The organism is Micromonospora sp. NBC_00362 (assembly GCF_026342155.1).
Classification (GTDB): Bacteria; Actinomycetota; Actinomycetes; order Mycobacteriales; family Micromonosporaceae; genus Micromonospora; species Micromonospora hortensis.
The window spans coordinates 6,201,388-6,214,062 of sequence record NZ_JAPENH010000001.1 but is presented as its reverse complement, the minus strand read 5'-3'; the positions used below and the strand labels follow the sequence as shown (position 1 = coordinate 6,214,062).

Below are 12,675 nucleotides of genomic sequence, written 5' to 3'. Positions count from 1 at the left end.
TCAGGTTTTCGCTGGTCGCACAGGATGTACGTCAGCCGTACAGCTGGTCCTCGTACTTTTCGTGCAAGTTGCACGAGCCGTTCGTCAACCTCAACGATCGTGGGTTACGGCAGTGACGGTGCTCGACATGCGACCTGGCGAACGCCGGGCCCGACGAGAGGAGTTGGCACACATGTGGGGGAATGTCGTACCGCGCGTTGCCGAACTGTCGCCGCTGGAACGGGTCCGGCTGCGCCGGGTCGCCATCCGGTACGCGGTACACGGCTGGGAAGTCACCCCGGGTGCCTGTCTGGCCCGCAGCCGCTTCGTCTGCGGGCGGGCCGGCTGTCCCACAGTGGGCTGCCACCCCGCCCTGGAGAACTGGGAACTGGCCGCCAGCGCCGACCCGGCCCGGGTGGCGACCTGGTGGCGGAGCCGACCACACGGGGTGCTGCTGCCCACCGGCCGAGCCTTCGACGTGCTGGAGGTGCCCGCCCACCTCGGCCGACACGTGCTCGACGCGGTCCAGATCCACCCGGCCGGCACCGGCGTACGCGGACCGGTGCTGGTCACGCCCACCGGGCGGTGGATGTTCCTCGTCCGCCCCGGCGACCCGCTCCGGCCGGAGTTGGAGCACTGCTTCCACGTGGTCCGGCACGGGCCGGGCTCGTGGATCCCCGCGCCGCCCACCCGGCTGCCGGAGGGCACTGTCCGCTGGGCGGTCGCCCCGGAGCAGGCACGCTGGCAGCTTCCGGATTCGTACCTCGTGCAGAACACGTTGATCGGGGCGCTACGCGCCGCCGGGGTGACGCTCGCCCCCGACCTGCTCCCCGGTCACCTGCCGCTGCCCCGACGAGGCATGTGAAGCCGGCCCGGTCGACGATTCGATCCGGTGCCCGACAGCGTCGCCGAGGCGTCGGTCCTCGTTGACAGGGGGACGGTGCGAACGCGCGCCACGAACGGGGGAACGATGTCCACAAACGACAGAGCGCCTCACCCCGGCGGCACCGAGCCGCCCCGGCGCAGCCACCCGGGGCGCCGCTGGGCCGGCACCCGGCCGTCCGGGTCCCGCCCCGGCCGCCCACGCCCCACCGGCTCCCGCCCAGCCGGCACCCACCGCCCCCTCCGCTAGTCGGGTCGCCGCGACCCCCACCCCAAACTCCCGTCGATCTTGCACATTCTGTCCCGACAATCTCTACATAACGGGACAAGCCAGCAACCGAAACTGCAAGATCGCGGGGAGCGGAGGGGCGCGCGGGGGGCGCGGGGGGGGCTAGTCGGTTAGGGGGAGGTTGGCGGAGTGGTATTGGCGGGCGTTGTCGGTTATCGCCGCGTGGGTGTGGTCGTCCAGGCGGGCCAGCCAGTTGAGGCCGGGGGTGCCCATGGCGAGGGCGGCGGTGGCGTACGCGTCGGCCACCCCGAGGTCGGTGCCGACCACCGTCACCGAGCGCAGCCCACTGGCCGGTGCCCCCCGGCGCGGGTCCAGCACGTGCCGGCCCCGCTCGTACACGCCGGACGTGGCCACTGCCAGGTCGGTCCCGCTGAGCACCAGGCAGGCCGCCATCGCGTCCCACGGGTGCCGGATGCCGATACGCCACGGCTCCCCGGACGGCGACAGGCCCCGCACCCGTACGTCGCCGCCGGCGTTCACGCAGTGGTTGACGGCCCCGGCCGCGACGAGGCGGTCCGAGGCGACCTGAGCGGCCCAGCCCTTGACGTAGCCGGACGGGTCGAGCCGACCGGTGGCGTACGCGTCGAAGAACCCGTCGGTGGCGCCCCACAGGTCGGCGCAGGTCTCCAGCACGTACCGCAGGTCCGCTGACGCCTCGGAGAGCAGCACCTCACCCCGGTCGAAGCGGCACGCCTCGCTGTCCGGCTTGTAGGTGCTGAACCGCGTGTCCACCTCGTGCATCCAGGCGAAGACCTCGTCCGCCAGCTCGCGCGCTGTCGCCGGTGGCAGATCGTCGGCGAGGTCCAGGGTGATCGTCGTACCCATGATCTGTTCGACCCGGCACAGCCCGGGTCGGGTCAGCGTGGCCCGCACGTCAGAATGCCTTCTCGATGGCGGACCGCAGGGACTTCTTGTAGGCGTCGCTGGTGGCTGTGGCACCGGAGACGGTGTTGAGGTTGGCGCTCTGCTTCTGCACCACCTCGGCGCCGCTGCCGTCGTAGGCGGTACGAACGTCGCCACTGTGGATGTCGGATTCACCCCCGCTGGGCAGCGACAGCGCGACGGCGTCGACGATCCGGTTACCCGAGACGACGATCTGCACCAGCACGTACCCGTACTTCTGGCTGCCCTCAACCGCGTCGAAGCCGTTTCCGTCGATCCGCCGGGTGGTCGACTGGGGTGCCTTGGTGGTGGTCCGCGGAGCGCTGGGTGCCTTCGTCGTCTTGGTGCCCGACGGGCGCGCGGTGGTCTTGCCGGGCTTGGGCGACGTCGACGGCTTGGCGCTTGCCGATGACGTCGGCGTGCCGCCGGCCGGGTCGGTGCCCGGCGCATCCGCGAGGGCACCGGGGTCGGTGCCCGCCCCGGAGGGGTTGACCGGCTGCGCTGTCGGCAGGTTCTGGGCGACCTGGCTGGTGCCTGGCGAGCCCTTGAACACCACGAGCGCGGTGGTGCTGGCGGCCAGGCCGGTGATCGCGAGGAGCGCGCGACGCATGGGGATGCCCTTCCTACAGCTCGAACGTGGCCAGGTGGATCTGCCGTCGGGGCACGCCGGCCCGCCGCAGCGCCCGCACCGACTGTTCCACCAGACCGGGTGGCCCGCACAGGTAGACGTCGCGGCGGGCCACGTCGGGCACCAGTTGCCGCAGCCCGTCCGGGCTCATCAACTGGCGGGGGCCGGGGTCGTCGCGGGAGCCGATGACGTACCAGACGGAGGTGTGGCGTTCCTGGGCCAGCCAGTCCAACTCGCGGCTGAGCAGCACGTCGGCCGGCGTGCGGGCACGGTAGATCAGCGCCGCGCCCGGCGGCAACTCTTCCAGCATGGCCCGGATCGGGGTGATGCCGCTGCCGCCGGCGATCAGCAGCGCCCGCTCACCGAGCCGGTGCGCGGCGGTGAAGGTGCCCGACGGGCCTTCGGCCCAGACCCGGGTGCCCGGTTCCAGGTCGCGCAGGTCGGCGGTGTGGGTGCCGACCACCTTCACGGTGACCCGCAGCCAGCGGCCGTTGGCGGCGGCGGAGACGGAGAACGGGTGCGACTGCCACCAGCAGCCCCGGGTGAGGAACCGCCAGCGGAAGTGTTGGCCGCCGAGCATCGCCAGCCGGCCGAGCCGCTCCCCGGTGAGGTAGATGGAGATGGTGTCGGGGCTCTCGGCGACCACGTCGGCGACCCGCAGCTTGTAGCGCAGGTTGAACGCCAGCGGCGCGATCACGCGGCCCCAGAGCAGGGCGGCGACCACCAGCACGTAGAGCGCGATCCAGCCGGTGCGCACCGGGCCGGGCCGGTAGAGCTGCGCGCCGTGGGCGAACTGGTGGCCGAAGCCGAGCAGCAGGATCAGGTAGCTGGACAGGTGCAGCAGGTGCCACATCTCGTAGGGCAACGCCCGCCGGATCGCCCGGATGCTGCTGAACCCGACGAGCATCATGATGCCGGTGGCGACGAACGCCGAGACCATGTCCTCGTAGTCGCCGAGCAACGTGCCGACCTCGGCGAGGATCGACTGCTTACGCAGGTCGGCGTAGCCGACCAGGATCAGCGACATGTGTGCCAGCACGGTGACCAGCAGGGTGGCGCCGATGTCCCGGTGCCAGCGGGCCATGTGCTCGCCGCCGATCCACCGTTCCAGCACCGGCAGTCGGCTCATCATCAGCACCTGCACCAACAGCAGGTAGCCGGCGACCAGGCCGGTGATCCGGCCGGCCGAGGTGACTGTTGCCGCGGTGGTCCGCAGCGATCCGGCCGGGGTGCCCAGCCACCAGGGCAGCACGCTGGCGAGCAGGCCGACCAGGAGCAGCACACCCAGCAGCCGTCGGCCGCCGGGTCCGCGCCGGTCCGGGATCTGCGGGGGTACGGGTGCAGCCGACCGGCCGCCGTGCCGGGACGAGGTCCCGGTACGACGGCCGGCGGCGTGGGTGTGCGAATGCGTCACGCGTACAGCTTCATCGGGGCGTACTTCTGGCGGGGGAAGACCTTGTCGACCTCCGCGTTGGTGAGCCCGAACCGGCCCTGCGCCACGGCGCCGTAGACGTTGAACATGTTGTTGTACTCCGGCACGTCACCGGAGTCCAGCTTGTCCAGACCGTTCCAGGTGCCCAGCAGCGAACCGGCCAGCTTCTTGCCGGACAGCAGGGTGACCACGCCGCCGTGCCCGTGGTCGGTGCCGTTGTTGTTGGAGCCGACCCGACGGCCGAACTCGCTGGACACCATGATCGTCACGTCGGCGGCCTTCGGGCCGAGGTCGGTGAAGAAGGCGGCCATCGCGCTGGCCAGCTCGTTGAGCCGGCGGTGCAGTTGGCCACCCTCGCGGGTGCCCTGGTTCTCGTGGGTGTCGTAGCCGCCCATGCCGACGGTGGCGACCCGGACGTTGGCGCCGCCCTTGATCAACTGGGCGAGTTGCTGGAACGCGTTGCCGACGCCCTCGTACTTGACGCCCTCGGCGGGCTGGTACGGCTTGGCGGCAAGCTTCTGGGCGGTGGCCAGCGCGCCCATGCCCTCCTGCACGGCTTCCTCGACCGGGTGGTTGATCCCGGTGAAGAGGCCCTTGATGGCCTTCTCGGTGGCGGCCCGGAACCGCTCGTCACCGTTGAGCCGCAGGGAGCCGACGTTGTTCAGCGACAGCGCGCCGTTGTTGCCGACCAGCGAACGCGGCAGCGTGCTGCCGATGCCGACGCTGCGGAACGCGGTGCCCTTGCCCAGGTTGTCGACCAGACCGTCGAGCCAACCCCGGCCGCCGGTCTCGTTGGGCAGCCCGCCCAGGTTGCAGGCGTCGGCGGCCTGGAAGTGGCTGCGGGACAGCCGCTCGTCGGAGACCGCCGGGATGAAGCCCAACTGACCGGCCGTGAGCCACTTCTCCAACGGCTTGAACGCGCTGGTCAGCTTGAAGCCGCGGCCCAGGGACAGCGAGTCGTTGCCGAGCAGCAGGTCGGGCCGGGCCTTGTTGAGCACCGCGTCGTTGTCCGGCGCGATCAGGCTCAGGCCGTCCAGCCCGCCGTAGAGGAAGACGTGGATCAGGGTGCCGGTCTTGGTCGCCGCGAACGACGCCGAAGTGGTGACGAACTGGGCGGTGGCCAGCGCGGTGGCGGTGGCCGCGGCACCGGCGACGAAGGTCCGCCGGGTCACGCCGCGACCGTCCTGCTGGGCCTCCTCCAGGTCCTCCAGGGTGCGGTACCTGTCGAACTCGGCGGCGTTCTCGGCGGCGACGATGTCCGCCTCGGCGCGCAGCAACGCCTCGGCCGGGTTGTCGGCCAGCCGTCGCACGTCGGGGCATTCGGGGTGCAGGGGGAAAGAGTTGTACACAGTCTTCTCCATCGGGTGCCTCACCGGAGGTGGTGCTGGGGGGAAGCGAGGATCGCCCGCGCGACGGCGGTGATGGCCCCGTTGAACGTGGCGTCGACCTTGGTGGTCGCCGCCACACCGGCCACGCCGAGGATGAGGTTCTTCTCCCGCGTGCTCAACTTCTGGCCCACCAGCCGCAGGGAGAGCGCGTCCACGTACGCCCCGGCCGTCGCCGGTGGCTTGGCGACCAGCTTCTCCGGCGCCGTGTACGTGAAGGTGGTGCGGTAGCCGCCGAGGATCTCGCCCGCCTCGTTCCAGCCGTTGACCATCGTGCCGGCCGAGGTCCACGCGACGTAGACGTCCGGGTAGCCGTCCGGGGTCGGATGACCCATCGGGGACTGACCCAACTCGCGCATCTTGTCGTGGATCTGGCGCAGCCCCCGGGCGTACGCGGTGCGCTTGCTGTCGCCGTTGTTGTGCTTCGGCGACGCCTCCGGCGAGACGCCCAGGGTGCGGTACGTGGCGACCAGGTACTCCATCGGCCGGCGCACCTTCTGACCCACACCGGCCCAGAACTCCGACGAGCAGAACAGCGTCATCAGGACCGGCTTGATCATGCCCTTGTTCGTGGTGTACGTCTTCGCCAGCCGGTCCACGAGGGACTTCGGCGGGGTGTCCGAGACGAACCGGGTGGCCAGGCTCTGCGCCACGTACTTCGCTGTCGACGGGTGCGTCGCGATGTAGGTGATGTACGCGTCGATCGCCGCTTCGGCCTTCTTCGGGTCGGCCGAGTTGTTCGCGTGGGTGAAGCCCAGGATCTTCACCTTGCCGACGTAGTGCTGTTCGGGGCGGAAGACGTACTTGCCCTTGTCGTCCACACCGCGGCCGGTCTGCAACATGGCGGCCTGCCGGACGTCCGGCTCCTTGTAGCCGCCGTCGACGCCGACCGAGTAGAGCTCGAGGTTCTCCCGGGCGAGGTTCTCGTTGATCGCGTCCTTGCGGGAGTCCTTCTGGTTCAGGTAGATCAGCAGCGCCGGGTGCTTGTTCGCGGCGACCAGCATCTCCGGGTAGCTGCCCAGCGCGTGCTTGCGCACGACGTCCTGGTCGAACGAGCTGCGGTACACCTCGCCGCCGTCGAAGTCCGCGGCGACGTGCAGGAAGTCGTTCCAGAAGTCGACCATCACCTCGAACAGCTGGCGCTTGGACCAGATCTGCCGGGCGATGGTGGCGTCGACCATCTCCCGCTCCGGGTGCGCGTCCTGCTCGTTGAGCTTGTCCCGCTGGTCACGCAGCTGCTGCACGGAGAGCTTCTGGGTCGGCAGCTCGGCGAGCTTCAGCTCACCCTTGCTCGGCTCCAACTTCTCCGGGTCCAGCTGGGCGCGGATCCAGGCGTCCATGCCGTCGCGCTTGATGTCGGCGACCACAGCCGGCGTCGCGCCGAAGGTGGCGCGCCGGGCCAGGTGCAGGATCGGGTCCTTGGCCAGCACGGTCTTCACTGTCACCTTGGTCGCCGCCGCGGCCGCTGCCGGGCCGGAGAAGGTGCGACCACCGGCCGGCGCGTTCTTCTTCAGCGCCTCACCGGCCCGCGAACCCATGTAGCTTTCGTTCTGCTCGGTGTAGGTACGCACGGTGCTGGGCTGCTGGCCGCTGGGCCGCGCCGCGGTGCCGTCGGTCACCGTGCTGCCGGTCGCGTCGCCCGCCGCCGCCTCGTCGCCGAAGAGGCCACGGATCTGCGGGGTCATGGCGAGCGCCGCGCCACCGGCGACGACGGCGGCGGTGCCGCCGAGGGCCACCATCGCCTTCCGTCGGCCGACCTTGCGACCCGGCTCGTTGTCATCGTCGAGGGTGGGCAGTCCGGTGCCGGCCGGGCGTGCCGGGGCCGGACGGCCGAGGCCCTCCGGGCCGACCCACTGCGGACCGCGCGGGGCGGGCGCGGGCTGCCCGGCGTACTGCTCACGCGGGTCGGCCGGCGCGGCGTAGCCGCCCTGGTAGGGGTGGGGCGAGTCGTAGCCGTAGGGCGCGGGCGTGTGGGGGTCGCCGTAGCCGTCAGCGCTGGGGTGCTGATGTCCGTCCCAACCGCGGTCGTCCCGCGGTCGACGTGGTGGCACATTCTGGTCGGCCATGTACCAATCCCGATTTCTGATGAGCGCCGGAAGCTGCTACCGGGCAGGTGCGGCAGGTGCGGCGACTGTTGCCTGAGGGGGTTGCTACGGCAAGGTAACCAAGGCCCCAGGGCCCTTCAAGGTGGCCGGAACCCACTCGTGGGGGCACTTAAGACAGCGCTCAGCGCGACCTCGGCGGTGGGCGATGGGATGGACCTGCCCGCAGACCTTCCCAGCAGGGCGTACGCGCGGCAGCCGAGCACGGATCGGACCACGCCGCCGTACGCGACAGTTTCGGCGTCGTTCACCACCAAAGGCAAACTTAAGGTTCAGGTAAGCCGGACATGAAGCGCGCTCGCGTGGAGGAAAAGTAGCAGCAGCGGGTGAGCGTGAGCCGCCACCGCAGCGGGTATGCCGCCGAACCGCTGAACGCGTGAGGGGAAGGCAGCGCCATGCTCAGCAAAGAGGATCAGCGCAGATTCGACCAGATCACCCGTCAGCTCCGGGAAAGTGACCCGGCCTTCTTCAACCGGCTGGACCACAGGGCCCGAGCCCGCAGGGGCCGCTACCTGATGTTGTTGACCATCGTGCTGTGGGCGTCGCTGCCGGCGATAGCCGTGTTCGCCGGTCGACTCACCGGCGCGATCTGCGCGGTGGTGCTGGTGGCCAACGCCGCGATCATGTGGCGGTTCCGCCGCCGCTGGACGTGACTGTTCAACCGCTCAACGGGACGGCCCCACCGGTGGACGTGACAGCTCACCTGTCGGCCGGACCGAACGCCCGGTACGCGCGGCGCAACCGTTCGAGCAGTCCCGGCCCACCGATGGCCGGGGCCGGCGCTCCGAGCTGGCGCAGCAGCAGGTCGGTGCCGGTCACCAGTCGGGGCGGACGATCCGGCAGCGGCACCGGTGCTGACCAGAACCGGTCCGCCGTATCCGCCAGCGGCGTCGCCGACAGCCCGGCGAGCGCCCGAGCGGCACCGACCGGGGCGACGACGTCCACTGTCGACACCGCACCGTCCGGTCCGGACGGTGAGCCGACCGGTGCGGACGGTGGGGTGACACCGGTGCTCGCGGCCCGCCGGGCGCGGAGCGCGTCGAGCAACTCCGCCCGGGACCGACCTCGCCAGTGCAGCAGCTCGAACGGGTCCGCGTCGAACGCCTCGGCCAGCAGGTAGAACGTCGCCGCGAGGTGCTTGCACGGCACCGCGAAGTCGGGGCAGTTGCAGCGCTGGGTCAACTCGTCCACGGCCGCCGGGAAGAGCGGCGCGCCGACGGCGGCGAACAGCTCCTCCAACTCCTCGGGGAGGTCCCCGGCGAGCAGCCGGGCGCTGAAGAACGCCTGCCCGGCCAGCTCGTCCTCGATTCGGGACCAGAGAGCCGCCCGGAACGGCTTCAGCGCGATCGACACCTGGTAAGGCTGCGGCCGGGAGCCCTGCACCACCGCGTTGACCCGCCCGGGTGTGATGTCGAGCGTGAGCACCTGACCGGCCCGCGCGTACGACCGGCCCCGGGTCAGCCGGGTGCCGAGCGCGAACGACTCCAGCACCTCCAGGAAACGCCGCGACCACCAGGACCGGCCGATCGCGCCCCGGGCACTGCGTGCCCGCAGGCCCCCGTCGACCCGACGTGGGCGCCCGTAGTCGGCGAAATCCGTCACTCGACCACCGCGCCGGCTTCCAGGGCGAACAGGTCCCGCAGCTGGCCGGTGGACAACTCGGTGATCCACTGCTCGCCGGTGCCGACCACCCGTTGGGCGAGGCTCCGCTTGTCGGCGATCATCGCGGCCACCTTCTCCTCGACAGTGCCGGCGCACACGAACTTGCGCACCTGCACCCGTCGGCGCTGCCCGATCCGGAACGCCCGGTCGGTGGCCTGGTCCTCGACCGCCGGGTTCCACCACCGGTCCACATGCACCACGTGGTTCGCCGCGGTCAGGGTCAGCCCGGTGCCGCCGGCCTTGAGGGAGAGGACGAACAGCGGCGGGCCCTCCGCCGACTGGAAACGCTGCACCAGGGCGTCCCGCTCGGCCTTGCCGAGGCCACCGTGCAGGAACAGCACCTCCCGGCCGAACCGTGCCGACAGGTGACCCCGCAACATCGCACCGAACTCGGCGTACTGGGTGAAGAGCAGTGCCCGCTCCCCCGCCGCCAGCACCTCCTCCAGGATCTCGGTGAGCCGAGCCAGCTTGCCGGAGCGGCCCTCCAGCGGTGAGCCGTCACGCAGCAACTGGGCGGGGTGGTTGCACACCTGCTTGAGTCGGGTCATGGTGGCCAGCACCAGGCCGCGTCGTTCGATGCCGTCGCTGGTCTCGATCCGGGCGAGCATGTCGTCGACCACCACCTGGTACAGGGCTGCCTGCTCAGCGGTGAGGTTGCAGAGCACCTCCATCTCCAGCTTCTCCGGCAGGTCGGAGATGATCGACGAGTCGGTCTTGAGCCGGCGCAACACGAACGGGCCGGTGATCCGGCGGAGCCGCTCGGCGGCCTCGGCGTCGCCGTGCCGCTCGATCGGCTCGGCGAACCGTTTGCGGAACGTCGCGGCCGGCCCGAGCAGACCCGGATTGGCGAACTGCATGATCGACCAGAGGTCGGCGAGGCGGTTCTCCACCGGTGTACCGGTCACCGCCACCCGCTGCCGGGCGGGCAGCGCGCGAACCGCCTCGGCCTGCCGGGTCGACGCGTTCTTGATCGCCTGCGCCTCGTCCACCACCACCCGGTGCCAGTCGATGCCGGCCAGGTCGGCGGCGTCGCGGGCGGCCACCGAGTAGGTGGTGAGGACCAGGTCCGTGCCGTGCGCGGCCGCTGTGAACTCCGCCCCCCGCGCCCGCTCGGCGCCATGGTGTACGTGGACCCGCAACTCCGGGGTGAACCGGGCCGCCTCCCGCTGCCAGTTGCCGACCAGCGACATCGGACAGACCAGCAGCGTCGGCCCGGCCTCCGGTGGGTCCCCGGCGAGCAGCGCGAGCAGTTGCACAGTCTTGCCCAGCCCCATGTCGTCGGCGAGCACACCACCCAGACCGAGTGAGCGCAGGAAGGCCAGCCAGGCCAGCCCTCGCTGCTGGTACGGCCGCAGCGTCCCCCGAAAGCCCGGTGGCGGGTCCAGCGGGGTGAGCCGCCGCTCGACCGCGCCGGCGAGCAGGTCGCCCAGCGCCCCGTCGGCGGTCACCTCCAGCACCGGCAGCTCGCCGGTGGCCTCGCCGTCGGCCAGCCCGAGTCGGAGCAGGTCGGCGACGGTCAGCTCACCCGCGGAGCGGAGCAGACGCAGCCCTGCCGCGAGCCGCCCCGGGTCCAGTTCCACCCACCGGCCGCGGAGCCGCACCAGCGGGGTCTTCGTCTCGGCCAGCGCCGCCAACTCCTCGGCGGAGAGCGGGTGGTCACCGAGCGCGATCTCCCAGCGGTAGTCGACCAGGGCGTCCAGGCCGACACCGGCATCGGCGCCACCCACAGTGCCCGGCGCGGTGCGGCTGCGCGCTCGCAAGCGGGCGCCCAGTCGCGCCGACGGCCGCTGCCACCAGGACGGCAGCAGCACCCCGAAACCCGCTGCGTGCAGCACCGGTGCGCCCGCACTGAGGAAACGGTGCGCCCCCTCGACGTCGAGTTCCATCACCTCCGGGGCGGCGGTGCGCAGGGCGACGTCCAGGTCCGGCCAGAGCCGGCTGGCCCGGCCCAGCTCGGCGAGGAGCGTCTCCTGCGGGCTGGTCGTCCGACCGACCAGGCCGCCGAGGGTCTGCGGCGCTCGCCAGATGTCCCCGGCGTCGACGTGCAGGCCGGGTTCGTCCGCGGCCTGCAACCCGAACTCCAACCGCCAGCGCCCGGCACCGATCGACCCGACCGACACCGGCGCGCTGTCGGCGGGCACCGACGCGCCGTCGGCGGGCACCGGCGCGCTGTCGGCGGGCACCGACGCACCATCGGCGGACACCGGCACCGGCGCGCCGCCGGCGGGCACCGCTCGGGTGGCAAGGATCGGTTCGGTGACCTCGTCGGGGGCCGGTTCCACAAGGCGGAAACTGGCCCGCACCGGGCCACCGGCGGCGTCGCGCTGCCAGGCGTCCAGTTCGGCGGAGAGAGTGGACAGCCCGGCCGGGTCGATGGTGAAGTCCCGCTGCGGGCCGGCGAGGGCGGCCAGCCAGGCCGGCGCCGGACCACCCGGGCGCAGCCCTCGGGCCAGCGTGGTGGTCGCCAGCGCGGCCCGCGCGGCGGCGTCGGTCAACGCGTCCAGCGCATCCGCGACCAGGGCGGCAGCGGTCAGCTCAGGCCCGCCCGAGCCGACGGTCCCCGCAGCGGAGGTGACGGCGCTCCCGGTAGACCCCTGAGCAGCGGCGGCGGAGGACGGCAGCGCGGCGGTGGACGGCAGCGCGGCAGCGGGCGGCAGCAGGACGGCGGCTCGGGCGGCTGGTGGCAGGGCCAGCGCCAGCGAGCGCGCCCAGGCGGCGTCGGTGCCGGTCAGCAGCGGACGCCAGACCGCCTGCGCCGGCACCTGCCCGGCACCGCCCGACGCCGCCGTCGCGCCAGCGCCGGGCATCCAGTCACCCGCCGTCGCGCCAGCGCCGCGCGTCTGGTCGACCGTCGTCGTGCGCACGCCGGGGAGGACGCGGCCACGGGTCACCAGGTCGGCGGCGAAGTCGGCCAGCTCGGCGAGGTGCCGCACTGTGGCCCCGGACACCGCCGGGATGTCGTCCAGGGCTCGCAGCAGCGACAGGGCGTCGTCCGGGGCGTACACCAGTGTGGGCACCCGCCACCCGGCCAGCGTGAGCCGGCCACGGGCCGCAGGTGCGACGGTGGTCCTGATCAGCTCGGGTGAGTCGGTCGGCGCGCCCGCCAGCGTGGGCAGGGTGATGAGCGCGGTGTCCGGCCGGCTCGGCTCGGCGGCGTCGGCGAGGACGGCGGCCAGGTCGGTGTGCCCGGCGGCGAACGGATGCGGGCGTTCCCGGGCTGGCCGGCCCGAACGCGCAGCGGGAATCGGTGCGGCGCTGTCCTCGGCCCAGACGGCGAGGCCGCCGGTCGAGCTGCCGCCAGGCAACCACAGCCCGTGGATGACCAGCACCTGCTCCCCCTAGTCGCCGCCCGCCCCCAGAATAGGCGGCCCGCCCGACCAGGCGTCCGCACCCACCGGCCCACCTGCGCGATCTTGCAGTTTGTGTCGTCGTTC

Annotated in this window: 9 protein-coding genes; 2 read left to right on the top strand and 7 right to left on the bottom strand. The window is 72.1% G+C overall.

Features of this window, described 5'->3' with window-relative positions:
* Positions 1–172: 172 nt before the first annotated feature.
* Complete coding sequence (locus OG992_RS28765; protein WP_091409390.1) at positions 173–844, top strand: bifunctional DNA primase/polymerase; 672 nt, start codon at positions 173–175, stop codon at positions 842–844.
* Between the two features lie 408 nt (positions 845–1,252).
* Here the strand turns inward: OG992_RS28765 and OG992_RS28760 are convergent, their stop codons facing one another.
* The 5 genes from OG992_RS28760 to OG992_RS28740 are packed head-to-tail and all read right to left on the bottom strand — an operon-like array spanning position 1,253 to position 7,543.
* Positions 1,253–1,975: an FAD:protein FMN transferase gene (locus OG992_RS28760; RefSeq protein ID WP_266305289.1), complete on the bottom strand. Its 723-nt coding sequence runs from the start codon at positions 1,973–1,975 to the stop codon at positions 1,253–1,255.
* 49 nt (positions 1,976–2,024) lie between these two features.
* Positions 2,025–2,642, bottom strand: coding sequence for an FMN-binding protein (locus tag OG992_RS28755; protein WP_238687242.1), 618 nt, complete (start codon positions 2,640–2,642; stop codon positions 2,025–2,027).
* 13 nt (positions 2,643–2,655) lie between these two features.
* Positions 2,656–4,074, bottom strand: a complete 1,419-nt coding sequence (locus OG992_RS28750) for a ferric reductase-like transmembrane domain-containing protein (RefSeq protein ID WP_238687241.1) — start codon at positions 4,072–4,074, stop codon at positions 2,656–2,658.
* Entirely contained in the window at positions 4,071–5,453 is a 1,383-nt protein-coding gene (locus OG992_RS28745; RefSeq protein ID WP_238687240.1) for a DUF1501 domain-containing protein, read from the bottom strand. The genes OG992_RS28750 and OG992_RS28745 overlap by 4 nt, the downstream gene beginning before the upstream one ends.
* An 8-nt stretch (positions 5,454–5,461) precedes the next feature.
* A complete protein-coding gene (locus OG992_RS28740) occupies positions 5,462–7,543 on the bottom strand; it encodes a DUF1800 domain-containing protein (RefSeq protein ID WP_238687239.1) in 2,082 nt (693 codons plus the stop codon).
* Positions 7,544–7,974: 431 nt separating this feature from the next.
* On the opposite strand from OG992_RS28740, the gene OG992_RS28735 reads away from it, so the two are divergent.
* Entirely contained in the window at positions 7,975–8,232 is a 258-nt protein-coding gene (locus OG992_RS28735; protein ID WP_091409372.1) for a DUF3040 domain-containing protein, read from the top strand.
* A gap of 46 nt (positions 8,233–8,278) precedes the next feature.
* On the opposite strand, the gene OG992_RS28730 is transcribed toward OG992_RS28735, so the two are convergent.
* Positions 8,279–9,181 (bottom strand): SWIM zinc finger family protein, encoded by a 903-nt coding sequence (locus OG992_RS28730; protein WP_266304787.1) that lies wholly within the window; start codon positions 9,179–9,181, stop codon positions 8,279–8,281.
* The gene (locus OG992_RS28725; RefSeq protein WP_266304786.1) at positions 9,178–12,570 is read right to left on the bottom strand and encodes a DEAD/DEAH box helicase; all 3,393 of its coding nucleotides are present in this window, start codon (positions 12,568–12,570) and stop codon (positions 9,178–9,180) included. Before OG992_RS28725 ends, OG992_RS28730 begins: the two co-directional genes overlap by 4 nt.
* Positions 12,571–12,675 lie beyond the last annotated feature (105 nt).